The 26736-nt window shown below is 57.6% G+C and carries 21 protein-coding genes and 1 pseudogene; 5 read left to right on the plus strand and 17 right to left on the minus strand.

Annotation, left to right across the window (positions count from 1 at the left end):
* From C8029_RS04880 to C8029_RS04920, 9 genes are all read right to left on the minus strand, one after another.
* Positions 1–966, minus strand: a 966-nt coding sequence (locus C8029_RS04880; RefSeq protein ID WP_152002390.1) for a PrpF domain-containing protein, incomplete at its 3' end; no start/stop codon positions are given.
* A 93-nt stretch (positions 967–1059) separates the two neighbouring features.
* Positions 1060–1662, minus strand: a complete 603-nt coding sequence (locus C8029_RS04885) for a glutathione S-transferase family protein (RefSeq protein ID WP_152002391.1) — start codon at positions 1660–1662, stop codon at positions 1060–1062.
* Positions 1662–3029, minus strand: a complete 1368-nt coding sequence (locus C8029_RS04890) for an MmgE/PrpD family protein (protein ID WP_152002392.1) — start codon at positions 3027–3029, stop codon at positions 1662–1664. The genes C8029_RS04885 and C8029_RS04890 overlap by 1 nt, the downstream gene beginning before the upstream one ends.
* 16 nt (positions 3030–3045) lie before the next feature.
* A complete protein-coding gene (locus tag C8029_RS04895) occupies positions 3046–4401 on the minus strand; it encodes an MmgE/PrpD family protein (protein WP_009572278.1) in 1356 nt (451 codons plus the stop codon).
* A gap of 15 nt (positions 4402–4416) precedes the next feature.
* Positions 4417–5757 (minus strand): MmgE/PrpD family protein, encoded by a 1341-nt coding sequence (locus tag C8029_RS04900; RefSeq protein ID WP_009572279.1) that lies wholly within the window; start codon positions 5755–5757, stop codon positions 4417–4419.
* An 81-nt stretch (positions 5758–5838) separates the two neighbouring features.
* Positions 5839–6567 carry an amino acid ABC transporter ATP-binding protein gene (locus C8029_RS04905; protein WP_009572280.1) on the minus strand — a complete coding sequence of 243 codons (729 nt, stop codon included), beginning with the start codon at positions 6565–6567 and terminating at the stop codon, positions 5839–5841.
* 104 nt (positions 6568–6671) lie between these two features.
* On the minus strand, positions 6672–7796 hold the full coding sequence (locus C8029_RS04910; RefSeq protein WP_009572281.1) for an amino acid ABC transporter permease: 1125 nt from the start codon (positions 7794–7796) through the stop codon (positions 6672–6674).
* Between the two features lie 3 nt (positions 7797–7799).
* The gene (locus tag C8029_RS04915; protein ID WP_226946231.1) at positions 7800–8999 is read right to left on the minus strand and encodes an amino acid ABC transporter permease; all 1200 of its coding nucleotides are present in this window, start codon (positions 8997–8999) and stop codon (positions 7800–7802) included.
* Between the two features lie 93 nt (positions 9000–9092).
* Positions 9093–10127, minus strand: coding sequence for an amino acid ABC transporter substrate-binding protein (locus C8029_RS04920; protein ID WP_009572283.1), 1035 nt, complete (start codon positions 10125–10127; stop codon positions 9093–9095).
* Positions 10128–10305: 178 nt separating this feature from the next.
* Between C8029_RS04920 and metC the strand changes: the two genes are divergently transcribed.
* From metC to ggpS, 5 genes are all read left to right on the plus strand, one after another.
* On the plus strand, positions 10306–11475 hold the full coding sequence (metC, locus tag C8029_RS04925; RefSeq protein ID WP_152002393.1) for a cystathionine beta-lyase: 1170 nt from the start codon (positions 10306–10308) through the stop codon (positions 11473–11475).
* Positions 11476–11638: 163 nt separating this feature from the next.
* Positions 11639–12280, plus strand: coding sequence for a GntR family transcriptional regulator (locus tag C8029_RS04930; protein WP_040402392.1), 642 nt, complete (start codon positions 11639–11641; stop codon positions 12278–12280).
* Positions 12281–12888: 608 nt separating this feature from the next.
* Complete coding sequence (locus C8029_RS04935) at positions 12889–13956, plus strand: NAD(P)H-dependent glycerol-3-phosphate dehydrogenase (RefSeq protein WP_152002394.1); 1068 nt, start codon at positions 12889–12891, stop codon at positions 13954–13956.
* A gap of 3 nt (positions 13957–13959) precedes the next feature.
* Positions 13960–14742, plus strand: coding sequence for an HAD-IIB family hydrolase (locus C8029_RS04940; RefSeq protein WP_009572287.1), 783 nt, complete (start codon positions 13960–13962; stop codon positions 14740–14742).
* A gap of 1 nt (position 14743) precedes the next feature.
* Positions 14744–16249, plus strand: coding sequence for a glucosylglycerol-phosphate synthase (ggpS, locus tag C8029_RS04945; protein WP_009572288.1), 1506 nt, complete (start codon positions 14744–14746; stop codon positions 16247–16249).
* A 43-nt stretch (positions 16250–16292) separates the two neighbouring features.
* Here ggpS and C8029_RS04950 read toward each other — a convergent pair whose 3' ends face one another.
* The 8 genes and pseudogenes from C8029_RS04950 to C8029_RS04985 all read right to left on the minus strand — a co-directional run.
* Entirely contained in the window at positions 16293–19409 is a 3117-nt protein-coding gene (locus C8029_RS04950; RefSeq protein WP_152002395.1) for an efflux RND transporter permease subunit, read from the minus strand.
* On the minus strand, positions 19406–20782 hold the full coding sequence (locus C8029_RS04955; RefSeq protein ID WP_152002396.1) for an efflux RND transporter periplasmic adaptor subunit: 1377 nt from the start codon (positions 20780–20782) through the stop codon (positions 19406–19408). Before C8029_RS04955 ends, C8029_RS04950 begins: the two co-directional genes overlap by 4 nt.
* Before the next feature lie 68 nt (positions 20783–20850).
* A pseudogene (locus C8029_RS04960) lies at positions 20851–22025 on the minus strand (acetyl-CoA C-acyltransferase).
* Positions 22026–22036: 11 nt separating this feature from the next.
* A complete protein-coding gene (locus C8029_RS04965; protein WP_009572292.1) occupies positions 22037–23329 on the minus strand; it encodes an ArgE/DapE family deacylase in 1293 nt (430 codons plus the stop codon).
* A gap of 8 nt (positions 23330–23337) precedes the next feature.
* On the minus strand, positions 23338–24006 hold the full coding sequence (locus tag C8029_RS04970; RefSeq protein WP_009572293.1) for a 3-oxoacid CoA-transferase subunit B: 669 nt from the start codon (positions 24004–24006) through the stop codon (positions 23338–23340).
* Entirely contained in the window at positions 23993–24685 is a 693-nt protein-coding gene (locus tag C8029_RS04975) for a CoA transferase subunit A (RefSeq protein ID WP_009572294.1), read from the minus strand. The genes C8029_RS04970 and C8029_RS04975 overlap by 14 nt, the downstream gene beginning before the upstream one ends.
* Positions 24682–26031, minus strand: coding sequence for an aminotransferase family protein (locus tag C8029_RS04980; RefSeq protein WP_152002397.1), 1350 nt, complete (start codon positions 26029–26031; stop codon positions 24682–24684). The genes C8029_RS04975 and C8029_RS04980 overlap by 4 nt, the downstream gene beginning before the upstream one ends.
* Positions 26028–26736: amino acid ABC transporter ATP-binding protein (locus C8029_RS04985; RefSeq protein WP_152002398.1), on the minus strand; the 709-nt coding region annotated here is incomplete at its 5' end. The genes C8029_RS04980 and C8029_RS04985, both read right to left, overlap by 4 nt.

Raw genomic sequence — 26736 nt, forward strand, 5'->3', positions numbered from 1 at the left:
GGCCATCTGACCCGAAGGATGTTCTAACACAATCTCCAAAGGTCCACGCTCAGGCACTGAACAGAGACCCTCGGCCACTGAGCCGGGCAGCAAAAGGCAACTGGCAAGGCATTGTGCGCCGGTCACCGCCAAGGTCGGATGACAGCGTACGGGCATGAAATACCGCACTGACGCTTGTCCACCCTGCTGTGCGGGCGCGATCAGGGCAAATTTGGGCGTGACGCTATCGGACACGTCTCCCATCCCCATCAGTGCCCCTGCCTGGACTCGTATTCTTTCGCGACGTGCCGTGAAAACCATATTATCGTCAAGCTCTTGCGCCGTCTCATAGCCTGTGAGACCAAAGGTGTCGGCGCGTGCAATCACCACCGGCATCGCAACGTCAAGACAAGTGACTAGAATCCCGTCGATCACATCAAGAGGCAGGCCTGTCGGCAACATCATGCCAGTGCCTGCGCCTACGGTTTCGCGAAACATCAATGAGACGGGGGCGGCAGTGCCTGGAACACCGTCGATCGCAGCAGTGCCTTCATAGTGCATCTGCGCATTTGGCGTTTGGATCACAATGTCAATCAACGCCCCAGTATTAACTGCGCGCACCCTCACCGGGGTTTCCCGCTGTTGCGCCGTTATCAATCCCATCTCAATGGCCGCTGGACCAACCCCCGCCAACATATTTCCGCAGGTTGGTTTGAAATCGACACGCCGCTCCTCCACTGAAACCTGAGCAAAGAAATAGTCGATGTCGACATTGGGATCGTCTGACCGCGACAGCATCGCCACTTTCGTGGTGACGGCCACACCACCGCCAATCCCATCAATGTTGTTGGGTTGCCCCGCGCCCATAACCGCGATCAAGACTTCGGCCAATTGATTGCGGTTTTCGGGCAGGTCCGCACGATTGAAAAAAGGCCCGCGCGACGTACCGCCACGATAAAACAGAAAAGGGAGGGGATGTTGTGACATGGCAAAGCTCTCCTGTCAGAGCGTCACAGGGTGCGCTCCGTTTGGTCATGAAAGGGCTGGGGAATGGGCGCGGAGAGGCACCCATTCGGGCGATCAGGTTAGCGCATCGCGAATATGCAGCTGATAAAGCGGGTCTAACTCAAGCTTTTCGCGATAGGCCAAAAGATGTGGCAGCTTTGGAAGGCGTGGCTCCTGGGTGCTCAAAAGCCCCAGTCTATGCACTGAGGGGGCCGCCGTGATGTCTGCCAGGCTCAACGTGTCGCCTGCGATAAACGGGCTTTGGCCCAATTGCCAATCAAGCAGAGTAGCCGCCTCGATCACCGCGGCCAATTCGCCTTCGCCACCTGCCGCTCGCACTTTGCGCAGCCGAGTCAAAGGTGGCGTCAGCGACAGGGAAGCCCAGTCCATCCAGCCGTCTATTCGGGTCTGTTGCCTCTGATCTTCGGGCCACACGGTGTTGCGCTGTGTGCGTTTGGCAAGAGACCGCAGAATCGCGTTTGATTCCCACGCGACCAGCGCCCCATCGGTGATCACGGGAACCTTGCCAAACGGGGTGAGGCGTTCAAACGCAACAGTGTCCCGCGCGCCAGATCCGCGTCCCATAGGGATAAGATCAAAAGGCAGATCAAGCAGATCGAGTAGCCAAAAGACTTTGGCGCAATTTGAGGAATCGCGGCGAGCGTATAAGGTGATCATCAGCAGGCCTCCTTGGCGGAAACCCGTTGGAGGAGGTCTACGAGACTGTCCTGAGGTTGCAACGCAAGGCAGGCGGAAAAGGCCGCGCGCGCGCCTTGTTCGCCCAAAGTGCCTGCAGCACAATCGATGAACTTCTCTTTCAGTTCTGTGTCACTCATTGGGTTGGTCGGGCCGCGGCCAAATCGGGTGGAGGCGTCGGCTTGTAAAATTGTCCCATCCGTCAAGGTCACAGAGACTTGGCCAAAATAGGCGTCCTCCTTTTGATGTCCTGTCGAGGTGATCTTTGGCAAAACGGCGGCACATTCAGGGGTCAAAAAGCTGTCATCCGCAAAATCCCCAAGGCGCAACCGCCCTGCCGTCAATGCTTTGGCGGTGAGGAACTGCACTGAAAACTTCGCATCAAGACCGGACTTTGGATCGGGGCGATTGGTATGCGCCAAACGGCGTTCGTGGGTCTGAGTGGCAATCGAAGCGATGCGCTCGGGTGCGAAAGTGCCATGTTCGGATACCAAGGCCAGCGCGGCATCAATGGCGGAATGGGCACTGCCGCAACAGGGGTGTTGTTTGATCGCAATGCCTGGATCAAGCAGTTCCAACGGCCCGTCCCAGTCCGTCAAAATCGCCTGAATGTCATAGGTGCCCGCACCATTGAACAGGTTGAAAAAACCGTAATTATGTTCAAACGCTTCTGGATTTGCACTCATGCCCTGCTGTGTCAACAGGGCGGCCAAGACGCCGTTATGTGCCGCTTGCCCCACATGTATCGGTTTGACCGGGGTCCCAAAATTGGATTTTAATCCTGTGGCCATTGATGCCGCCATGGCCAAAGTATTGGCCATGGCGGCAGCGTCAAAGCCCAACATGCGGGCAGAGGCGGCCGCCGCGCCAAAGACCCCAAGCGTGGCGGTCGGGTGCCAGCCTTTTTCGTAGTGATGCGGCAAAAGTCCGCGGGCGAGACGGGTTTCGACCTCGACCCCAGTCACATAAGCCTCAATGGCCTGTCCCGCGGAGGCATCAAGTTGCTCTGACAGGGCCAAAACTGCAGGCACGATTGGGGCCGACGGATGCCCGCCCATCGTTGTCGAGCAATCGTCAAAATCCAACGCGTGCGCTGCCGTACCATTGACCATCGCCGCATGAAGGACCGAAGCCTTTGCGCCACCCGCTCCCCAAAGAGTGGCCTCTCCTACGGCTGATGTGATCTCAAGCGTTGCCTCAAGAGTGGTCAGATATGGAACGGAGCGGCCGGCAAGGGCAACGCCAATCGTATCTGCGACAGCGCGGCGCGCGATGTGAAGGGCCGCATCAGGGAGCGTGTCGAGCCGGATCGACAGGGCGCATTCGGAAAGGTGTTTTGCGAAACTCATAGTGTTTTCCTCTGATCTACAGCGTGGCGGAGGCGATGGTGGTTGTGAGCTGTGCCACATCGGGCAACGAGTCGAGGCGCATCAGCATGTCAAACACCTCCGCAGTTCCTGCATCGCTCAGACTGCGGCTGGCGCAGTCGCGAAATTTGGCCTCAAGCATTTCCTGTGGCAGTGGGGATTCTGGTCCGCGCCCCAGGGGAACGTCGACGAACGCGCGAACTGTGCTGCCATTCTTGAGACGTACCTGCACCTCGGCACCATAATCGGAAAACTCGGGGTCGGTTTCTTCCATTCGAATAAGCTCCATCACCCGAGTGACCTCGGGATCGTGCAAGGCGCTCTCTTCGAAATGCTCAAGTTGCACTGCACCGTTCACCAACCCCCGCGCGACAGCATAAGGCAGGCTGAATTTGGCATTCAAAGCACTGGTTGCCGGATTGCGCACATGCGGCAAAAGTCGGCGCGGGTGCATCCGGACCACGACATCCGCGATCTGTGTGCTGTCGCTCAAAGGGCCATTGTGCAGTGCGATCACCGCATCAATCGCCGCGTGAACACTGTACACACAGGGGTATTTTTTGATCGAAATGCCAGGGCTCATCAGATCAAGCGGCGCGCCCCATCCGGTCAGCATCCGCTCAATTTCGTAATGGCCTTTGCCGTTGAAGACCTCCAAAAAACCCTGAGGATGTTCCATTACGGTGGGGGAGGCGTTGACACCGTCTGCGGCCATCAAGGCGGCAAAAAGACCATTTCGCGCAGACAGCCCTGCGTGAAGGGGTTTGGTGTCTGTGCCAAAATTGGCTTTGATGCCGGATGCCAAAGAGGCGGCCATGGAAATCGCATGGGCCATTTTTTTGGTGTCAAGTTTCAACAAAATGCCCGCCGAAACCACGGCGCCAAAAATCCCAAGCGTGGCGGTTGGATGCCACCCTTTTTCGTAATGGGCAAAGTTTACGCCCCGCGCAAAACGGGTCGCGGCTTCGACGCCAATCACATAAGCGTCGAGCAACTCTCGCCCGGTGGTCCCCATGGTTTCTGCCAGTGGAAGAATGGCCGGGATGATGATGACGGTCGGATGCCCTGAAAGCGATTTGCTGGTGTCGTCGTAGTCAAGTGCATGACCGGAGACACCATTCACAAAGGCCGCATCAAGGCGACTCAACCGCTCATGACGACCCAATACATGGCAGGGTCCAGTGCCATGAACGCCGGTCAAAAGCGCGGAGTGTGTGGTTTGGCTTTGGGCGCCCAACAAAGCGCAACCGATCATGTCGGCAATCGCCACACGGGCAAAACCCAAAGCCTCTGGGTCGAAATGTTCGGGATCAAGCGCTTGCGCGCGCGTGGCAAGCTCAAAAGACAAAGACATGGTTTCCTCCGGTCTTTATTTGGGGGGCGGGGGGCATATCGCAGCGGTGATCGGCGCGAGCGAGGGGAAGGTTTCAAGCTGCATCAAGGCGTCAAACAGCGCGGTGCTTTGATCCGAGGGCGGGACGCAATCGTGGAATTTTGCGCGGACCTGTGATTGGGTCATCGGATTGGACGGGTCGCGTCCCATGGCCACGGTCGCCTCTGCGGACAAATGCCGCCCATCCGCGAGCCAGACATGAACAAGTCCCATCGAAAGCCCCTCCTCGTGCGGGACCAAAGCGACCTTGGCGGCCAAAGCGACCACAGTTGGGTCAAGCACCCGTTCTGGATGAAAATCATCCAAGCCGACGGTGCCGTCGATCAGGGCACGGGCTGTGAGGTGCTGGGTTGAAAACTTGGCATCCAACCCGTCTTTTGGCATTGGGCGATCAATGTTTTTGAGCCGTTTGTGATGGAGCGCCACCTCAATGCGCTCAATCTGAGCGGTCTTGATGTCACCGCGCAGCTGAGCGGCGGCATCGATCGCGCAGTGAATAAACGCACAACACGGATATTGCTTGATCGCGATCCCAGGCGACAAAAGTGCAAAGTCTTTGCCCCAGCCGTCCAATGCGGGGCCCGGATCAACATCAAAGCTGTCACCAAAGGCTCGTAAAAAACCGAATTTATGTTCAAGCGCACTCAGGCGCGCGGTGTAGCCCGCTTCGGCCAACAAAGCCGCCTGAACACCATTGCGATTGGCCTGTCCGGCGTGAAACGGTTTGGTCATTGTGCCGGAATTGGCCCGAAGCCCCGCCGCAGAAGAGGCTGCTATCGACATGGCGGTGGCGGTATGTTCCGGCGATAAACGCATGAGATGTGCGGCGGCCACTGCAGCCCCGATCACGCCAAAGGTCACCGTCGGATGCCAGCCACGTTCCGCATGGGCAGGATTGGCGATCCGCGCGAGGCGAATTTCGGCCTCCACCCCGGCGACATAGGCGGTCAGGACCTGTGCACCGGAGGCGTTGCGTGCTTCGGCCAGTGCAAAAAGGCCGGGGACAATGGACACGGACGGATGGCCGTCCATCTCCAAATTGCAATCATCAAAATCCAATGCATGAGCAGCAATGCCATTGATTTGTGCGGCATCCAAAGGATGCAGCCTGTGCCCGGTTCCAAACACCAGGGAGGGGCCGGGGCTTGCGGGCAAAACGCCCACAGCCAGTCGCACCGCAGGTTCATTGACCCCGGCCAAAGCGCAGGCCAGCGTGTCCGTGATGGCGCGTTTGGCCCAGTGCTGAGCAGGGTCAGAGAGGTCACACAATCTGAGCCCTGACGCGAGGCGCGCAAGGTCGAGTGTCAAAGCGGACACGAGGGATCTCCTTTAGCCAAGAGAGTATGTGGGTTGTAAAAATGTGGGGCGGATCAGGGGAGAACCCGCCCTGGGGAGGCCTTAATGTTTGAGGATTTGTTCAAGGAACAAGCGCGTCCGCGGGTTCTTTGGATTGCCAAAGAACTCTTCAGGCGTGCCGCTTTCGACCGTTTTTCCATCGGCCATGAGGATCACATTATCCGCGACAGTACGGGCAAATCCCATCTCGTGGGTGACACAAATCATCGTCATGCCGCTGTCCGCCAGTTCAATCATGGTATCGAGCACCTCTTTGATCATTTCAGGATCAAGCGCAGAGGTTGGTTCGTCAAACAGCATGATTTCGGGTTGCATACAGAGCGAACGCGCAATCGCGACACGCTGTTGTTGGCCGCCAGAAAGTTGAAGCGGGTATTTTTGTGCCTGCTCTGGAATGCGAACCTTTTCAAGGAACTGCATCGCCAACTCTTCGGCGTCTTTCTTTTTCATGTGCCGCACCAGCATCGGTCCGATGGTCAAATTGTCGAGGACATTGAGATGTGGAAAAAGATTGAACGACTGAAACACCATGCCAATGTTGCGGCGGATTTTTTCGATGTTTTTTACATTGTCGGTCATCTCGATACCGTTGACGATGATCTCGCCTTTCTGGTGTTCTTCGAGACGGTTGATGCAGCGAATAAGCGTGGATTTTCCCGACCCGGAAGGGCCACAGATCACCACACGTTCGCCTTTACGGACGTCAAGGCTGACATCGTGTAACACCTGAAAATGGCCATACCATTTGGACACATCCCTGAGCTTGATCATGGGCTCTTGGTCAAGCCTCTGAGAGGGTGAGGGTGAGGGTGAGGGTGAGGGGGATTGAGTTTGGGCGATGATGTTGGACATGAGTATCTCCTATCCGGGCACAGTCAGATGCGACCCGAGTTGATCCATTTTTCGACTTGGCGTGCATAGAGGGAGAGCGCGTAGCCAAAAAAGAGATAGACAGCGGCGACGAATAGATAGGCTTCGATATAATAGCGGCGCCATAGTGGGTCCTGCATCACGGCAGTGGTCGCCGTCAGAATGTCAAAAAGCCCGATGATGATCACGAAGGACGTGTTTTTCATGGCCGCGATGATGTGGTTGGTGATCGCCGGAAGGCTGATACGCAGCGCTTGCGGCAAAATGATTTTGCGGGTGGTTTGCCAATAGCTCATGTTGAGCGATGCCGCTGCTTCATATTGGCCAGTGGGAATGGCCTGTAGCCCGCCGCGGATCACCTCCGCCTGATAGCAGGCAAAGAAGATCGCAATGCCCACTGTGATCCGCAACAGCTTATTGACCTCAACCCCAGCCGGTAGGAACAACGGAAACACGTTGACCGCGACAAAGAGGATGGTGATGAGCGGCACGCCACGGAGCGCCTCGATGAAAACCACGGAGACGCCGCGCGCCACAGGCATCGGCGAACGCCGCCCCAAAGCGAGCACAACGGCAACGGGCATCCCAATCAGAACCGTTCCGGAAAACAAAATCATCGTCAGCGGCAGCCCGCCCCACTCAGACGTCGGAACGTAAACGAGACCCAACACGCCGCCGAACATCAGGATGCCAATCGAGGTCACGGAAAGAATCCACAGTGGGATGAGGATTTTAAAGTTCCAAAGCTTTGGCATCAACGACGCCACGATCGTGGAGAGATAGACCACCATCATAATCACCAGACGCCAATGTTCGTCATAGGGATAAAGCCCAAAGAGCATCGGGCGGTGTTTTTCCACGATCACGGCCCAACAGGCCCCCGCCGCCGCGCGGCAGACGTCCGGGTCAGGGGTGTAGAATACGGCGTCAATCACTCCCCATTTTAACACAAACCAGGCAAAGCGAAGCAGGAGCGCCGCAACGACAAGCGTCATGAGGCTTTGCCAAAGGGAGGTGAACAGGTGCTTTTGCACCCATTTGGCAAAGGGTACTTTTGCATTCGGATCGAATTGCATCACGGGTTCAAGGGGGGTGGCCATTTTCGGCGCGTGTTGAGACTGTGTTGTCATCTTTTAACGCTCCTTGATCGCCACGAGGCGGTTGTAAAAGTTCATAAAGGTGGATGTGATCAGGCTGATGGTCAGATAGACGAGCATCATTACAGCAATCGCTTCAACGGCCTGCCCCGTTTGGTTCATAACTGTATTGCCGATATTGACGAGATCAGGATACCCGACCACCACCGCAATCGAGCTGTTTTTGATCAGACTCACGTATTGGCTGGTCAAAGGCGGAACGATGACACGCAAGGCCTGCGGCAGTACGACATAGCGCGTCACAAACCATGGGCGAAAGCCCATCGAACGGGCCGCTTCGATCTGTCCTTTTGGCGTGGCCTGAAGACCGGCACGCACGATTTCTGCGATAAACCCAGAGGCATAGAGTGCGATCCCGATCAAAAGGGCGGTAAACTCCGGCGAGATGGTGACGCCGCCTTGAAAGTTAAAGCCTTTTTGCACAGGATAGCTAATGGCAGTGGGCGCGCCGCCAAACAGCCAAGCCAGAACCGGAAGCCCGATAACAAGTCCGATAGAGGGCCAGAGCATATTTACGTATGTTCCGGTACTTTCACGATGGCGTCTGGCCCAAATCGACCCGAGAATGGCCAAGACGATACCAGCCACAAGTGCAATTCCCATCGTAGAATGGATCGGATGCGTTGCGGGCACAGCAAAGGTCAGACCACGATTGGTGAGAAAGCCGACGCCATACACCTCAACCGCATTGCGCGCATTTGGCAGGTTGCGCAACAGCACCGACCAAAAGATTACCTGCAGGATCACCGGGATATTACGAACGATTTCAACATATCCTGTCGCCACTTTGGACAGCAACCAGTTGCTTGAGATCCGCGAAATCCCGACGGTGAACCCGATAAGGGTCGCCAAAAAGATTCCGGCTGCGGAGACCGACAGAGTGTTCAGCAGCCCGACAACAAAGGCGCGGCCATAGCTATCGCGCGCGCTGTATGTGATCATCTTTTCGCCAATGTCGAATTGCGACGTTTGTTCCAGAAATCCAAATCCCGTCGCGATATTTTGCGCCCGCAGGTTTTCGACAACATTTTGGTAAAGAAAGAGACCGATAAAGATAACGACTGCCGCCATGACCACTTGGGTCACAGCCGTTCGAAAACTCTTACTGTAGAGAAGAGTACTGAGCGTCTGGCGCGGTTTGGCCCCGCGCTGATCACTCCCATCAATATGTGTCACTGATTGCTCCCGTGAGGTTTTGGATATCATGCTTCATACGGCTGTCGCCGGACTTCAAAACGTCACAGCCGGGCGACAGCTCCCGCAAGCGGGTTACTTGATTGGGAAACCGTAAAGCAGACCTCCATCGACCCAAAGAGTGTTCAGGTCGCGATCCAATTCCACCGGGCTGCCCGGGCCAAAATGGCGCGCATAGATTTCTGCATAATTTCCGACTTGGGTGATGACGTTATAGGCCCAATCCTCACTCACACCGAGCTTGGAGCCATAGTCGCCCGTGACCCCCAAAAGCGATTGAATATCCACGTTGTCAGAAGATTTCATGTCGCCAGCATTCTCAGAAGTGACGCCCAACTCTTCGGCGTTAAACGTGGCATAGGTCACCCATTTCACCAAATCGTACCACTGGTCGTCGCCTTGGCGTACAGCCGCGGCCAGCGGTTCTTTGGAAAAGATGCCGGGCAAAAGCACATGTTCTGCCGGGTTTTCGGTGTCATAGGCGCGCACGCCTGGAAGAGCGGCCTTGTCTTTGGTCAAGGCGTCACATCGCCCGGTGACATAGGCATCGACAAGCTGTTTGTTGTTTTCGATCACAACAGGTGTGTAGTCCATGCCGCGGGTCGCAAAAATTTGCGCCACATTGCGTTCTGTGGTTGAGCCGGGGGCAACACAAATGGTGGCCCCATCCAGATCTTCGACCGTTTTCACGCCAGAGTCGGCATGCACAAGAAAACCTGTACCAGTGTAGAAAATCGGTGGCGCGAAGTTCAGGCCAAGTGCCGTATCACGCCCCAGCGTTGCAGTCACATTGCGCACCAAGACATCGACCTCGCCAGACTGAATGGCAGGAAAACGTTGTTGCGATGACAGGGCGACAAACCGCACTTTGTCCGCATCGCCAAAAACCGCGGCGGCAATAGCGTGGCAGTAATCCACTTCAAAGCCATCCCAATGCCCTTTGCTGTTTGGCGCAGCAAAGCCGTGACGTGCCGGATGCACGCCGCACAGCACTTCACCACGCTCTTTGACGCTTGCAAGCGTATCGCCCGAATCAGCAAAGCCAGCGCTCCCCAAAGTGGCAAGGCCGATGGCGCACAACGCGGTTTTCAGTTTGAAATCTTTGTTCATTTTTAGTCCTCATCTGTTGGGTCTTTGGCGTTCTTGGGTCCGTTCGCACTGACGGATTTAGTCATGTCGTTGACGCCTTCTGATTCTGTGTATACAAATGTTTTCAGTAGAGTGCAACAGCGAGCAAAAGCATCGCAAAGACGCCGCGCATACCGAAAATGACAAGGAATCCTCGTTTATGACCTCTGATGACATGGAATTTGACACCCAACTCACACAGTGCGGACGCAACCCAGATCAGCACTTTGGTGCCGTGAATACCCCGGTCTACCGTGCTTCAACGATCCTCTTTCCCACTCTCGCCGCATTGGATGCCAAAGAGGGCGCGCGTCTGCGGTATGGACGTCGTGGCACGCCCACAACCCATGCCCTCGAAGATGCCGTTTGCACATTGGAACACAGCGAACGCGCTCTGGTGACTCCCTCTGGTGTCAGTGCCATTTCAAATATTCTGATGAGCTTTGCAGAACCCGGTGCCCATTTTTTGGTAAGTGACAGTTCCTATGGTCCAACCCGGAAATTTTGTGATTTCGTATTGCGGGGATTGGGTGTGGAAACCACCTATTACGACCCCACGCTTGGCGAACGTATCAGCGAATTGATCCGCCCTGAAACCAAACTCATATGGATGGAATCTCCCGGATCGCAGACCTTTGAGGTCCAGGATGTCGATGCTATCGTTGCTGTTGCGCGCGCGCATGGCGTTGTGACAGCAATCGACAACACATGGAGCGCTGGCTACTTTTTCCAGCCGATGACACATGGTGTCGACATTTCCATGCAAGCTGGCACCAAATACATCTCCGGGCATTCCGACATCATGCTGGGCACCATCGCCTGCACAGAAGAGATTTATGATCGTTTGCGTGAAACCTATCTGCGGTTTGGATTTTGCGTCAGCCCAGATGACGCCTATCTCGCCTTGCGTGGATTGCGGACCATGCCACTGCGGATGCGCCAGCACCACGCCAGCGGGTTGGCCATTGCAGATTGGCTCGCGCAACAAGGTGAGGTGATCCGGGTGATGCATCCCGCGCGCCCACAAGACCCGCATCATGCGCTTTGGAAAAACCAGTTTTCTGGCGCGTCCGGTTTGTTTGGCTTCGTTATCAGTGAAACGGATCGCGGCCGTCTCGCCCGGCTGTTCGATGGCCTGCAATTTTTTGGCATGGGCTCAAGCTGGGGTGGTTTCGAAAGCTTGCTTGTTCCCACAAATCCGACAGTTTATCGCACCGCCACCGATTGGACTCCAATGGGTCAAACCATACGCATTCATGTGGGGCTTGAGGATCCAAAAGACTTGATCCGTGACCTGCGGACGGGATTTGATCGTTTGCATGATGCGTAGCCACACGTGCGACGCACTTGTGGCGCTGTGCGGCATAGTGTCCTTGAGGTCAAGCTTGGCTTTCACTGGGACCTTATGTATACAGACCTGGCGCGGCCCATTCCTTTCCGGGCCGTGTATTAGGGTGCCCCAACAGAAAGTTTCATCGGTCATGAAAGCCATAATGGAAAAAAACATGCATCGCGGCACGCCTTTGGAACAACTCCTGGATGCCATCGAAGATGGGAAACTGACACCGGGCACTCGGCTGCGGGAAACCGAATTGGCCGAGCAACTTGGGATTTCGCGCACCCCGGTACGCGAAGCTTTGCACCGGCTTCATGCGATGGGACTGGCCGAACATGGGCCACAGCGGGGATTGATCGTCTCACATCTGGATTACGACCATTTGCGCCAGCTCTTTGCTGTGCGTGAAGGCTTGGAAGGTATGGCCGCGCGGCTTGCCGCGGAATACGCCACCCCTGCCGAAATTAGCCTGTTGCGAGAACTCGTCAGCTTAGATGTCGGGGTGGACAATCCCGACACGCTCAAAACCCACAACAAACAGTTCCATCTGCAAATTGTGCGCGCCTCTCACAATGCTTATATGATTGATGCGCTCGCAAACCTGCGTATTCATCTCAGCTTGTTGCCCGGTTCAACCTACAGCATTGCGAAACGGCGCGTCCAAGCACAGGATGAACATCAAGCGATCATTGACGCGGTTGCGGCGCATGACGGAGATGCTGCGGAACACGCTGCCCGTGTGCATATTAAATCTGGGTACCGGGCGCGTTTGGAGCTATTGTCGTCTCAGCAAGGCTGACGATCCAAATCCGCTCCAGTCCTTGGACCAAAGATTTCGCCCAAAATGGCAGCATGAGCCCGCCCTTCCCAAGCTTCACAAACTAAGGCCTTTGCCAGAGGTTTTGTCAGCATGGAGCGTGGACGCCAAGCCACGCTTTGTGGCAATGAACGCGGCGAAAAGCTGGATCGCTCCACCATCACCTCGAACGGTGAATGGTCCTGTGTGGATGGCTCCTGCATTGCAAAAAACGACAGACCCTGTGCCCGTTTTAATCGGTGATTGAGGGTGGTATCTTTGCTGCGATTGATCCTGCGGATCTGGAAAGATTTTGTTGTGATATCAATGCTATTTTCTGCAATGCGGCGTGGTGGGTTGAAAAAACTCTCAAAAAAGACTATCTATGCGACGTGGTCCACGCGGCGGACCCGTTCGGTCTCTCATAGATCGACCCGTAGAGCGCGACGCCTTTCTGGCTGGTCTTTGCTCCTTGCCGCGCTGCCTTGGTGATGAGGCGGGTGGGGCGCGCAGAACCTGAATAACAGAACAGACCTTAGAGCACCCAAAAGGAGCTCCCCATCAAGGATTCTATCTCCCATACCCCGTCGCTTCCCTACAACCGCATCGCTGTGCTTGGCGCAGGCAGTTGGGGGACAGCGCTCGCTACCGTTTTGGCCCGCAATGGACGTGAGGTGCGCCTTTGGGCACGCCGCCCCGATCTGGCGGAACGGATCAATCTCACTCATCAAAACTCTGACTACCTGCCCGAGGTCGACCTTCCAAACGGTCTGACCGCCACTGCCGATCTGGCTCATGCGCTTGCGGGTGCTGAGGCCGTTTTGATGGTGACGCCCTCGGCCACGTTGCGTCCGATGTGTCAGGCCATAGCAAGCCACCTGCCAGTGGGCATTCCGATCGCATTGGCCTGTAAGGGCGTTGAACGTGGCACTGGATATCTCTTGTCCGAGGTTGTGTCCGAGGAACTGCCCGGTCATCCGGTTGGTGCGGTTTCCGGGCCGACGTTTGCCCGTGAAACCGCTTTGGATCATCCGACCGCGGCCACGGTGGCCTTTCCCTTCGCGTATCAGGATCGTCTGACACCGGAAAGCAGCCCGGCGGTTCGGCTGACGATGTCGCTCTCTGGCGGTGGGTTTCGGCCTTATGTCTCTGACGATCTTGTCGGCGTTGAAGTCGGCGGCGCTGTTAAAAACGTCATCGCCATTGCCTGCGGTATGATGTCGGGCGCGGGTTTTGCCGAAAACACCCGCGCGGCGTTTATCACCCGTGGCACCGATGAGATGAAGCTTTTGGCCCAGACGCTTGGCGGCAAACGCGAAACCGTCACCGGCCTGTCCGGGGCGGGTGATCTGACGTTGACCTGTTCTTCGACCACCTCGCGCAACATGTCCTTGGGCTATCAATTGGGTCAAGGCATTGCCCGGCCCTCCTGTTTTGAGGGGCGTTCGGTCGTGGTCGAAGGCGAGGTCAACGCCGCCTCAGTGACCGATCTTGCGCGTCGTCTTGGGGTCTCCATGCCGATCTGTGAGACGGTGAATGCGGTGTTGCACAAAGGGGCCGATTTGCGTGAGGCCTTCACCGCATTGTGGTCTCGCCCGATTGAGGCCGAACCCTATGCGCTTGATCTCTCAATAGATCATCCTTCCCCCGATCTTCCGCTACAATTCGGAGCCGTTTGACTCATGAACGTACACACCACACCGCGCCCGGCCATCGCCGCGCGCCGCTTTACCCTTGCGACCGACCTTGATGGCACTTTCTTGGGCGGCACGCCTGAGGATCGCCAACGCCTTTACTCTTGGATCGAAGAGAACCGCGACAGCGTGGGTCTGATCTTTGTCACCGGACGCGACCCGGAATTTATCATGCAGATGTGCCGCGAGCAGGGCCTGCCTTGGCCGGAATTTGTTGTCGGCGATGTCGGCACGACGATTGCCGAGGTCCGCCCGGACGGGTCCATCGCCCCGATTGCCACCCTCGAAGAAGACATCGCCGCGCGTTGGAACGACCAAGGCCAAGCCGTGCGCGAGGCCTTTGCCGATCATCCGGGGCTCAAGCTCCAGCCCACCGAATTTCGCTATCGCGTCAGTTACGATCTGACGCCGACCGGCTATGACGTGACGGCGGAAGCGAAGGTCGAAGCGATGGGGCTCGATTGGCTCATCTCCGACAATCGTTATTTCGATGTCCTGCCAAAAGGTGTGTCAAAAGGCCCGTCGATCCGGCGTTTGATCGACCATCTAGGCATTCCAGAGGAGCGTGTTCTTTGCGCCGGGGACACGATGAACGATCTGTCCATGTTGATCTCTGGCCTCCCATCCGTGGCCGTCGGCAATTCGGAAACCGCCCTCATGCAGCGGCTTCATGACATAGATACCGTGTATCACGCCAAGGCCCATGGGGCCGCCGGTATTTTGGAAGCCATCGCCGCGTTCGAGCTTCACGATATCCCAAAAGGAGTCTGATATGTCATCTAATCTTGTCATCGTTTACCACCGCCAACCTTATGAAGAGGTCGAGGTGGATGGGAAAATCGAATACCGCGAAAACAAAAGCCCCAACGGCATTGTGCCCACGCTCAAAAGCTTTTTCGGGCGTGTCGACAAAGGCGCGTGGATCGCGTGGAAACATGCGAAAGACCCCGCCAACCCCGAGTTTGAGCGGGTGATCGAAATTGACGATGCCTATGGCACCTATACCGTCTCGCGCCTGCCGCTGACGCCGGAACAGGTTAAAAGTTTCTATCATGTCTCTTCGAAAGAGGCGTTTTGGCCGATCCTGCACGGGTTCAAAGAACGCTACAACTACGATCCCGTCGATTGGCCGACCTTTCGCGAGGTGAATTGGGCCTTTGCCGAAGCTGCCGCCGCCGAAGCCGCCGAAGGGGCGGTTGTGTGGGTCCATGACTACAACCTCTGGCTGGTGCCGGGCTATTTGCGCACGCTGCGCCCGGATGTCAAAATCTCGTTTTTCCATCACACGCCCTTTCCGAACGCCGATATTTTCAATGTGCTGCCCTGGCGCAAAGAGATTTTGGAAAGCCTCTTGGCCTGTGATGTCATCGGCTTCCACATTCCGCGCTACGTGAACAACTTTGTGTCCTCCGCCCGCTCCCTGTTGGAGGTCGACACGTTGAAACGCGAAAAGGTTCACCCGGATATGGTGCCCGAAACCTCTGCGCTCTCGGAACAAAGTGTGGTCACCGAAATCGGCTATGAGGGCCGCACGGTGCGCCTTCAGGCCAGCCCCGTGGGCGTTGATGTCGATTATATCGAAGAGGTGGTGGCCAATGAGGCCACGGCCAAACGGGTCAAAGAGATCAAGCAAGAAATCGGCGACGGACAGCTCATCCTTTCGGTCGGGCGCACCGATTACACCAAGGGCGGGATCGAACAGCTGCAAAGTTTTGAGCGGATTTTGGAAACCCGTCCTGACCTGCGCGGCAAGGTGCGTTTGATGCATGTCTCGGTGGCGGCCAATTCCGAAATGACCTCCTATGAGGAAATCCAGCGCGATCTTGAACATCAGGCGGGGATGATCAATGGCCGCTATGGTAGCTTCGATTGGCAACCCGTCGCGCTGATTTCCCGGCCGGTGAAATTCACCGATCTCGTGGCCTATTACCGCGCCGCCGATGTGGCGTGGATCACGCCTTTGGCCGATGGGATGAACCTTGTGTGCAAGGAATATTGCGCGGCGCGCACCGATGGTGACGGGGTCTTGGTGCTGTCCGAATTTGCCGGGGCTGCGGTGGAATTGGCCTCGGCGGTGCCGACCAATCCGTTCTCGCATAAGTCGATGGATGGCGCGATCCAATTTGCCTTGGAGATGCCAGAAGAAGAACGCCGTGGTCGGATGAAGAAAAACCGCGAAAAGGTCCGCACTCAGGACATTCGGTTCTGGGCCGAGGACCAAATGCGCGCCTTTGGCGAAGAGATTTTGCCCGCGCGTCACGCAGAGAATGCAGCGTAATCTCCTCTCTCTTTGACTTGGTTCGAAAGGATCTCTTTCGACCTTACGCCTGATCCACGCTCTCACGCGGGATCGGGCGTTTTTTTCCAAAGTGCAGATCATCCAAAACCGCGACCACAGCGGGCGTCACAAACAGCGACAAAACCGTCGCAACCGTTAGGCCAAAGGCAAGGCTAGCGACAATCGGGCGGAGAAATTGCGCCTGTGTGCTTTGCTCAAAAAGCAATGGTCCAAGCCCGACCACCGTGGTCAAGGAGGTTAGGAAAATCGCCCGAAACCGTTCCCGCACCGCCTCGCGTCCGGCCTCGATGATCCCGCTCCCAGCGTTGCGTTTGTCTTGCATGAAGGCATCCAAAAGGATCGAGTCATTGACCACGATCCCGGCCAGCGTCGCCAGTCCCACAAGGCTCGGTAGCGACAGTTGCAATCCCAAGGCCATATGCCCCCAAACCACGCCGACCAGCCCAAGCGGGATGGCGGCGAGAATGGCGACGGGGCGTAGAAAGCTTTTGAGATGAAACGACAAAAGCAGGAAAACCCCGATCAATCCGATGATCATATTGCGTCCCAGGGAGGCCCCGGTGGTGGCGGTATCTTGGGCCTCACCCAAGATCGAAACAAAGATGCCGGGATGGCGCTCTGGCAAGGTCGGTAGGTAGTCCGATTTGAGCGCGACCATCAGTTCGCGCGCATTGGCGATGGTTGGATCAATCGAACCCTGCACACGCACCGTGCGTTTGCCGTCGACCCGCGTGATCGTGTCAAAGCCACGGGTCAGGCGCACATCGGCCACGGCGCTCAGCGCCACATGAGTGCCATTCGCGGCGGGAACGCGCAGATCAAGGATATCGGACAGGCTGCGCCGATCGGTGGCGGCTAGGCGGGCAACCACATCGACCTGACCGTACCCATCGACAAAACTTGTGGCACTGTCGCCCTTGAAGGCTGCGCGCAGTTCGTTCCCGATGGCTTGAGGCGTGACGCCAAGGGCATTGGCGACTTCAGAGCGCAGGGTCACAACAATCTCGGGCTTGCCGGGTTGCAGATCAAACGTCACATCGCGCACACCGTCAAAGTCGCGGAAAAACCGCCGAATTTCGCGCGCGGTGACGGAGAGTTCATCCAGATCATCGCCGGTCAAGCGCAGGTCAATCGGCTTGCCACCCGCACCGCGTTCTTTGTCGGTAAAGCGCAGTGCGGCCATGTCGGGCATCGGCCCGGTGAGTTTTTTCCATTGGCCGAGGATGTCGCCGACCGCCGTTGTGCGCACACCTGCGGGCAAAAGCGCGGCGCTGACCGTGGCCATATGCGCGCCCGATCCCGCCGCATCCGTATTGACGCCATAGGTGATCGTGTAGCTTTGGACCAAGGCCTGTCCGTCCGGTTGATCCGGGGTCCAGTCGGCGTTCATCTGTTCAAGGGCTTTGACGACCTTGGCGACCCGTTGTGCGGTCCGTTCCAGAGGTGCACCTTGCGACAGCAATAGCCGCGCTTCGACCGTGTCGCTCTCAAGCGTCGGGAAACTTTGATATTTGATGAAACCGCCGGTATAGGGCGCCACGGAAAACAGAATGACAAACAGCGTCAGCCCAACAGTCAGATAGCGATAGCGCAGCGTCAGTTCGGCCAAAGGCACGATGGCGCGATCTCTGAGGCGCTCAAACAGACCATTGATCCAGCGGCTGATCCGCCCCGGACGCATATCGCGGTCCAGCGCATGACGCATATGCGCGGGCAGGATCAAAAACGCCTCAACCAAACTGACGGTCAGCGTAATCAACAGCACAATGGGAATGTATTTCAGGATCGCGCCAATGCTGCCCGCCATATAGGCCAGCGGTCCAACGATCATCGCCGTGGTCAGAAACGAGGCGATGACACTGGGCAACACCTGACGCGTGCCATTGACGGCGGCATCGCGGGCGCTTTCCCCGGCCTGGCGGCGGCGCACAATGTTTTCAGAGATCACAATTGCATCGTCCATCAACAGCCCGACCGCGACCAACAGCGCCACCATGGTCATCATGTTGATGGTGTAGCCCAAAAGCTGCATCGCAAAGATCGCGCCGAGGAAGGACACCGGAAGCCCAAGGGCGACCCAAAACGACATGCGAAATCCGAAAAACAGCCACATGGTGAAGAACACCAAAATCAGCCCCTGAAGGCCGTTGTCTCCGATGATCCGAAGCCGATCACGAATATTGCCTGTTGAGTCTTGTGAAATGGCGAGGGTGATGTTGCCGGGGGCGTCGCGTTGCGCCTCCAGAACTTGACGGTCGAGCGCGGCTTTGACCCTGAGGGCGTCTTGGCTCGCGGTTTTGCTCACGGCAACAATCGCGGCGCGGTTCTGGCCGAAATAGCTGGCCTGAGACGGATCATCAAAGCCCGCGCGCACCGTGGCCACATCGCCCAAGCGCACATCTCCGCCGCCGGAGCGGCTGATCAAAGGGATGGTTTCCAATTCGGCGGGCGTGCGTTTTTCGGCCAAGAACCGGATTGCGGCATCGCCGGAGGCGCTTTCGAGCGAGCCTGCGGGCATATCGAGGCTGTGTTTGGCCAAAAGAGCGGTGATTTCAGACATGTCGAGGCCGAAGCGTTCGAGCGCAGATGCATCGAAAGTGATGGCAATTTCGCGATCCGAGAAGCCGTTGACGGTGACTTGCGAAATCTCGGGATCGGTGCGCAGGCGATCTGCGAATGTTTGGGCATAGGCAAAGAGCACCGCCGGATCATCCGGCCCGGTGACTGCCACGGAGGCGACCGAGGCCACACGTTCGACCACGCGGGTGACCGGATCATTGGCCTTGTCGGGCAGGGTGGAAATGCCGCCCACCGCGTCTTTGATGTCATTGTGGAACCGTGTCATATCGGCCCCCTCAAAGATCACAGCGGTCAACACGGCGGCGTTTTCTTGCGACAGACAGGTCAGTTCATCCAGGTTGTCGATCTGCAAAAGCGGCTCTTCGACCACGCTACAAATCCCGGTTTCGACCTCAGAGGGCGCAGCGCCGGGATAGGGGATGCGAATTTCGACATCCGTTGGCGCGACCAGAGGAAAGGTGTCACGTTGCAACATCGGCAGAGCCAAGAGGCCCAGCCCCATGAGGATGATCATCAGGATATTGGCCGCCGTCGGGTGCGTGGCGAAAAGACGGATCATTCCTGCGGCTCCGATTTTTTACCCATGCCGGATCCTTGGCCGGATCCTGCGCCTGACCCGCCACCTGAACCGGGAACAGGCGCACCCGCGGGTGTCCCCAAAGCGGCGGCGGCAAGACTGGCGATCAGGGCCGTATCTTCGACGGGTTTGACCGCCATGCCGGGCACCGCAATGGTCGGATCGGTGACGACAAGCACGTCGCCCACGCTCAAGCCTTGTGTGACCACCGCGATGTCATCCGAGGTGAAGCCAACCACAACTTTGCGGTTTTCAAGCGTGCCCTCGGCGGAGACCACTAACGCCGTGCCGTCGCGCACCGCGTCACTTGGCACAACAATTTGCGCTGATCTGGGGGCGGACAGAACCACCTCCACAAACATATTGCGGCGCAATGGTGGGCGTTCCCCGGCCACGCTTTGCCCCAGCGGATCAGTAACGCGCACAACGATGGCCGCGCTTTGGGTTTGGGCATCAATCGCCTCGCCAACACGTTCGACTGTGGCGGGCCAGATCACGGCATGGTCCGGCGCGGGAATGCGCACCTGAGCCCGTAGATCGAGCGCGCTCGTGCCCTCTCCCGCCAGTCGCAACAGCGGGCCAATGCGGCCAATCGGAAACTGCGCAGCAATGTCCACAGCTTCGGTGCCCTCTGCGGACAAAAGTGTTTGCCCAGCCCCGACAAATTGACCCAGATCGGCGGTCACCTCCGTGAGACGCAACTCATAAGGCGCGCGAATTTCGGTAAAGCCAAGGGCACGTTCGACGGAGGCGCGTTGGGTGGCAAGCACATCGCGATTGGCGACATTGAGCGCGCGCTGATGTGTCAGCTCAAGATGTTTGGTGCGGGCTGTCAACTCTTGTCGCCGGGTCGCGTCAAGCGCGGCTTGGGTGACCACGCCTTGCTCCGCCAGCGTTTGTTGCCGCGCCAATTCATTTTGCATCAGGCTCAGGTCGGCCTGCGCCAATTCAAGACTGGCACTGATCGTGTCGTCTTGCAGCCGGGAGGAGGCCAGCTGCGCGTCGATTTGCGCCAAATCCAGACGCAGATCGCTGTCATCTATCCGAAACAACAGTGCGCCTTCGGGCATCACCGCGCCGGGGGCAAGCCCTTTCGCTGTCTCGATGATGTCCCCCGGAACCCGCGCCACGGCGCGCCATTCGCGCACCGGGGCAACGGAGCCATAGCCGATCACATGCGGCACCATGTCGATCGGCTGCACGGTGATCACGCGCACGGCGGTGGGCGGACGTTTGACCTCTGCGGCGGCGGGGGCCTGTCGCAGGGTGTCCGAGTACAAAACACTGGTGATCCCAAGGGCTGTTGGCAGGGCAACAGCCAAAGCCCGAAGAAGAAGTGTGGTTGATCGTGCCATGGTGCCCCCGGTGTCCGAATCTGATATTCATATAACTCTATACAAAAGATTGGGCCCCGGGATGTGAATTAAAAAATTTCAAACAATCCCGCCGCGCCCTGGCCACCGCCAATGCACATTGAGACCACACCATAACGTGCAGCGCGGCGTTTGCCCTCAAGCAAGATATGCCCGGCCATGCGCGCGCCCGACATGCCATAAGGATGGCCGATGGAGATCGCACCGCCGTTGACGTTGAGTTTTTCATCAGGAATGCCAAGCGTGTCGCGGCAATAGAGCAATTGCGCGGCAAAGGCTTCGTTGATCTCCCAAAGATCAATATCGTCGATGGTCAGGCCTGCACGTTTTAAAAGTCGCGGAATGGCATAGATCGGACCGATGCCCATTTCTTCGGGGGCGACCCCTGCCACGGCAAAGCCTCGGAAGGCGCCAAGCGGCTCTAATCCACGTCTTTCCGCCTCTTTGGCCGACATGACGATACAGGCAGAGGCCCCATCCGACAGTTGGCTGGCGTTGCCCGCCGTGACGGATTTGTCCGGGCCAAGCACGGCTTTGAGACTGCTCAACCCCTCAAGCGTTGTACCGGGGCGATTGCATTCATCCGCCTCCAGCCGCACGGTCTCCTCATGGCTTTCGCCTGTGGCTTTATCCGTCACGGTTTTAATCGCCTCAACAGGGACGATTTCATCGGAGAATAGACCCAAATCCTGGGCCATTGCGGTTTTTTTCTGCGAGGCCAAAGCATAGGCATCCTGCGCCGCGCGCGTAACGCCATAACGTTCGGCCACCACTTCGGCAGTTCGATCATCGACATGTAATAGGCATCCGGCACGCCCGGAGATGGGTAGCGGTAGCCGTTCCAGTGAGTGTTTTGAACCAAGGAAATAGAGTCTAATCCCCCTGCAAGCGCCACATCGACGCCCTCCGCCATGACCATATGGGCAGCCGATGCGATGGCATTGAGACCCGAGGCGCATTGCCGATCCAGAGTGACCCCCGCGACCGTATCGGGCAGCCCTGAGGCCAGCACGATATGGCGCGCGACGTTGATGCCGGTGGAGCCTTGGGTCAGGGCCGATCCGAAAATGGCCTCTTCAATCTCACCCCCTTCAAGACCTGCACGCGCCACGGCAGCACGCACCGCATGGGCGGCCATGGCCGGGCCTTCGAGGTTGTTGAACGCGCCACGATAGGCTTTGCCAATCGGCGTGCGGGCGGTGGAAACGATAACGGCTTCGCGCATGAGTTCGGTCCTTAAATATTTTCGACGCCGCACCAATCGGCGATGAACAGGGCCGTGGCCCCTGTGATGCGGCGGATGCTTTCCAGCTCCACGCGTTCGTTAAATCCGTGGATGGCCTCGGCGCGCGGGCCGTAGACCAGCGCGGGCGTGTCGGCGTAAAGGCCAAAGAACCGCGCATCGGTCGTGGCGGTGATGGCCGCGTGATCCAAGGCCTCGCCCGTGGTGGTCAAATGTGCGCTCTCCAATGCCCCAATCGCGGCCTGTGCCGTGGCGGATGTGTCTTCTGAAAGCGCATATCCTTCGGCCATAAAGCCGTGATAGATTACCTCCGGCAGTGCATTTTTGAGAAAAGCGTTTTGCCGCGCGGCCTCATAAATGGTCTGTTCGATCTCCACCTTTGCGGCCTCGATGTCCTGGCCCGGAAAAATCGCCATGCGCACGTCTATGACCGACCATGCGGGCACGGAACTGGTCCAGTCGCCGCCTTGGATTTTACCGATATTGAGGTTCAGCGCATGGTCGTGATGGGCGAAATCTTTGTGCCGTTTGTCGGCAGCGTTCCAACGATGTTCCATTTCGTGCAGCGCATGGATCAATGGGATCGCCGCCTCAATCGCGTTCGCGCCACTGCCCGCATATGCAACGTGGGTCGGCACGCCCTTAAGATGCACCTGAAACCAAATCACTCCGATCTGCGCGGTGACGAGTTTTTCCTCAAACGGCTCGGGGATCAGCGCGGCATCGGCTGTATAGCCCCGCGCGAGACACGCCAGCGCGCCGTTGCCGGTGCATTCTTCCTCGACGACGGATTGAAAAAGCACGTCGGCAGCGGGGGCAAGGTTCAGATGACGCAGGGCATCAAGGGCGAAGAGGTTTGACGCCAGTCCCGCCTTCATATCACCACCGCCGCGCCCATAGAGCCAGCCATCGGCCACATGCGGTTCAAACGGCGGCTTGTCCCACATGTCGAGCGGCCCGGCGGGCACCACGTCGATATGGCCATTGAGGATCAAAGAGCGGCCCTTTTGGGTTCGGCTTTTATGGGTGCCGACGACGTTTTGGGCATCCTCATACGGGCCAAGCACGGGGGAGAAGCCGGGCAGATGGCTGATGTCATCGACGTTGATCTGCCATTGATCGACCGCCATACCGCGCGACGTCAGTTCGGAGGCCATAAAGGCCTGCGCGCTTTGCTCAAAGCCACGCGTCGAGGGGTGCGATGTCAGCTCAGATAGAAACGCGATCTCCTGATCAAACAGGTCATCGACCGCTGACAAAATGCGGGTGGAAAGCTCTTGATCCATGGGATGCCTCAAAAGGTAGGAATGTCAGTGTCAGGTACGATCAATGGCGCGCCCGTGGCCTCGGTGACCTCTTGGACGGTGACGCCCGTCGCCAATTCGCAAAGCTCAAATCCATGTGCCGTTACGTCGATCACCGCCAGATCGGTAAAGATCCGTGCCACGCGGCGCTGGGCGGTCAGGGGCAACGTACACTGTTGCAGCAGCTTCGGATTGCCGTGCCGATCCGTGTGCGTGGTCATCACCACCACACGCCGCGCCTTTTGTGCCAATTCAATTGCGCCGCCTGCGCCGGGGGAGAATTTTCCGGGGATTTTCCAATTGGCCAAATCGCCGTTTTGTGCCACTTCGAACGCGCCCAACATGGTCAAATCCAGCCGACCAGAGCGCACCAACGCAAAGGACACGGCACTGTCGAAATAGGCGGAGCCGGGGATGGGCGAGACATAGGCCCCGCCCGCGTCGATCAGGTTTCGGTCAGCACGCTCATAGGGCAGGGTGGCGCCAATTCCGGTCATGCCGTTTTCGGTATGAAGGCAGACGGGCAAATTGGCGGGCAGGTGATTGATCACTTTGGTCGGCAAACCGATGCCAAGATTAACCACCATACCGGCGGTGATTTCACGGGCGGCGCGGGCGATCATGCGGGCGCGTGCGTCAAGGGGGTTAGCGTCTGACAATGCCGTAATCCTCAGAAAGTTCAGAGAGTTCCGCGACGTGATCGACAAAGGCTCCGGGGGTTTCAACGGCCTCGGGGGAGAGACTTCCCAAAGGCCCGAGGGTTTCGACTTCAGCGATCACCATAGGGGCAGCCATGGCCATCAGCGGATTGAAATTCCGTGCCGTGGCGGCATATGTGAGATTGCCAAACGGATCGGCGCAGTCGGCATGAATGAGGGCAACATCGGCGCGTAGAGCGCTTTCGACCAAAAGGCGTTTGCCGTGCATCTCCACCACCTGTTTGCCCTCGGCCAATTCTGTGCCGAGACCAATATCGGTGACAATTGCGGAAAGCCCCGCCCCCCCGGCGCGAATGCGTTCGGCCAGGATGCCTTGGGCACAAAATTCGACCCTAATCCGGCCCGAATTGAGGGCGGAGATGGCATTGGCGTTGAGGCCGATATGGGTTGAAATCAGGGTTTTCACCTGTCCATTTGCAATCAAAAGGTCGATGCCCATCCCGGTTTCATTGGCATCGTTTTTGATCAGGGTGAGGTCTTTTTGACCCTGACGCACCAATTCACGGATCAACGTAAAGGGCGTGCCGGGCACGCCAAAGCCCCCGACCATGATCGTCGCCCCATCAGGGATGCGCGCCACGGCCGCCTCGATCGTGGTGGTTTTGTCCGGCAGGCTCATTGGCCCATCACCGGCAGGTCGTGGTTGGCGGCAAAGGCGTCCAAACTGTCGATCAAAATCGCCATGATCTCGTCAATCTGCGTCTCAGTGATGATCAGTGGCGGGCAGACGAGGAAGTGATCGCCCTCAACGCCGCCACGGGTGCGGCGGGAATAGAGGATGAGACCGCGCGCATAGGCCAGTTCGACCAGCTCGGAATGGGCGTTCATCTCTTTCGGCAGGGGATCTTTGGTGTCGCGATCCGACATGAGTTCAAAGGCCTGCAACAATCCCTTGCCGCGCACATCACCGATAAAGGGATAGCGGTCCATCAGGGTCTTGAGCCGGGCGTGCAAAACCTCGCCCATCGCCGCGCAATTCTGAACGATATTCTGTTCTTCCATCTCTTCCAAGACGGCCAGACCGGCGGAGCAGGCCAAAGGGTTTCCGGCATAGGTGAACCCATGCAAAAAGCCCCCGGCCCCCATCAAAGCATCAACCATCTCACGACGTGCGGCGACCGCGCCCAAGGGCGCATAGCCTGCGCCCAAGCCTTTCGACATGGCGATAATGTCGGGGGTGACGCCCCAATGTTCACAGGCCAAAAACGTCCCCGTGCGCCCCGCGCCGGTCATGACCTCATCAAAGATCAGGATCACGCCATATTCGTCACAAATCTCGCGGATGCGTTTGTAATAGCTGTCAGGGGCGACCAGCGCGCCGGTCGACGCGCCGCCGACGGGTTCCATGATAAAGGCCAAAACCGTGTCCGCGCCCTCCGCCTCGATCCGCTCGCGGAGCATTTCTGCGTATTTGATCCCGCGTTCTTCGTCGGTCAGATTGTCACGATCCAAGTAACAGGTGGGAGCTTTGACATGGGGCATGTCTTGGAACATCGGCGCGAAGGGACCGGCAAAGAGTTTCCCGCCGGTGAGCGCCAGTGCGCCCAAGGTGCCGCCATGGTAGGCGGGCGTGCGGGCGATGACTTTCCAACGGCTGCTTTGGCCTTGGGTCACCGCATATTGACGGGCGAGTTTCTCGGCGGTTTCCACCGCTTCCGAACCACCGGAAACAAAGAAAATCCGATCCAACCCCTCGGGCATCAAACCCGCGAGTTTGGTGGCCAGATCTTCGGATGGATGGGTGCGGAAATGCAAGCGGTAGCCAAAGGTGGCCTTGTCCATCTGTGCTTTCATCTTGGCCAAAACGCGCGGGTTTGAGTGGCCAATGTTGGACACCATCGCACCAGAGGAGCCGTCGATGTAGCGCTTGCCGCTTTCATCATAGAGGTAGATCCCCTCGCCATGATCCAGAAACGGTCGGGGTTGGGTGGCGAGGTAGAACAGGTTGGACTGCTCGGTGGTCATTTGGCACCTTCGTTGGTTTGTGCGGCAGTGAGGGCCGCGGCTTCGGCGGCGTTTTGGGCGTGATGCTGAGCAAGATGTTTGCGCAGGAATTCTTTGGTTCGTTCTTCGGTTGGGTTTTGGAAGACGACGCTGGGCGGGCCTTGTTCAACGACCACACCCTTGTCCATGAAAATCACCCGGTCACAGACGGAGGCGGCGAAATCCATTTCGTGAGTGACGATGATCATCGTCATGTGCTCTTCGGCGAGGCGTTTCATCACCAGATTGACCTCTTCGACCAGTTCCGGGTCGAGCGCCGATGTGGCCTCATCAAACAGCATCAATTTCGGTTGCATCGCCAAGGCGCGAGCAATGGCGACGCGCTGTTTTTGACCACCGGAAAGTTGCGACGGATAGTAGTCAATCCGCTCCAACATGCCGACGTGGTTGAGCTGTTCTTCGGCCAGCTTGTCGGCTTCTTTATCAGAGAGACCTTTGAGCAGCTTCGGCGCCATGGTGACGTTGTCGCGCACCGAGAGATGCGGGAACAGGTTGAAGTGTTGAAACACCATCCCGACCTGTTGCCGCATGGCGTTGATATGTTTCTCATATTGGCGGTAGGGCAGGTCTTTGTTGATCTGCACCCCATCGAGCCAGACCTCGCCACCCGTGAGCGAATCCAGATCATTGATCGCGCGCAACAGCGTGGATTTGCCCGACCCGGAC

Origin of the sequence: Roseobacter sp. TSBP12, assembly GCF_009129705.1 — a bacterium.
Classification (GTDB): domain Bacteria; phylum Pseudomonadota; class Alphaproteobacteria; order Rhodobacterales; family Rhodobacteraceae; genus Celeribacter; species Celeribacter baekdonensis_A.

Coding starts and splice junctions, on each gene's coding strand:
- C8029_RS04930 (WP_040402392.1), top strand. CDS start 11,639: ATGGAAAAAAACATGCATCGCGGCACGCCTTTGGAACAACTCCTGGAT.
- C8029_RS04980 (WP_152002397.1), bottom strand. CDS start 26,031: ATGACCACCGAGCAGTCCAACCTGTTCTACCTCGCCACCCAACCCCGA.
- C8029_RS04910 (WP_009572281.1), bottom strand. CDS start 7,796: ATGACAACACAGTCTCAACACGCGCCGAAAATGGCCACCCCCCTTGAA.
- C8029_RS04955 (WP_152002396.1), bottom strand. CDS start 20,782: ATGGCACGATCAACCACACTTCTTCTTCGGGCTTTGGCTGTTGCCCTG.
- C8029_RS04920 (WP_009572283.1), bottom strand. CDS start 10,127: ATGAACAAAGATTTCAAACTGAAAACCGCGTTGTGCGCCATCGGCCTT.
- C8029_RS04890 (WP_152002392.1), bottom strand. CDS start 3,029: ATGAGTTTCGCAAAACACCTTTCCGAATGCGCCCTGTCGATCCGGCTC.
- C8029_RS04895 (WP_009572278.1), bottom strand. CDS start 4,401: ATGTCTTTGTCTTTTGAGCTTGCCACGCGCGCGCAAGCGCTTGATCCC.
- C8029_RS04905 (WP_009572280.1), bottom strand. CDS start 6,567: ATGATCAAGCTCAGGGATGTGTCCAAATGGTATGGCCATTTTCAGGTG.
- C8029_RS04950 (WP_152002395.1), bottom strand. CDS start 19,409: ATGATCCGTCTTTTCGCCACGCACCCGACGGCGGCCAATATCCTGATG.
- C8029_RS04965 (WP_009572292.1), bottom strand. CDS start 23,329: ATGGATCAAGAGCTTTCCACCCGCATTTTGTCAGCGGTCGATGACCTG.
- C8029_RS04885 (WP_152002391.1), bottom strand. CDS start 1,662: ATGATCACCTTATACGCTCGCCGCGATTCCTCAAATTGCGCCAAAGTC.
- C8029_RS04975 (WP_009572294.1), bottom strand. CDS start 24,685: ATGAGCCTGCCGGACAAAACCACCACGATCGAGGCGGCCGTGGCGCGC.
- C8029_RS04940 (WP_009572287.1), top strand. CDS start 13,960: ATGAACGTACACACCACACCGCGCCCGGCCATCGCCGCGCGCCGCTTT.
- metC (WP_152002393.1), top strand. CDS start 10,306: ATGACCTCTGATGACATGGAATTTGACACCCAACTCACACAGTGCGGA.
- ggpS (WP_009572288.1), top strand. CDS start 14,744: ATGTCATCTAATCTTGTCATCGTTTACCACCGCCAACCTTATGAAGAG.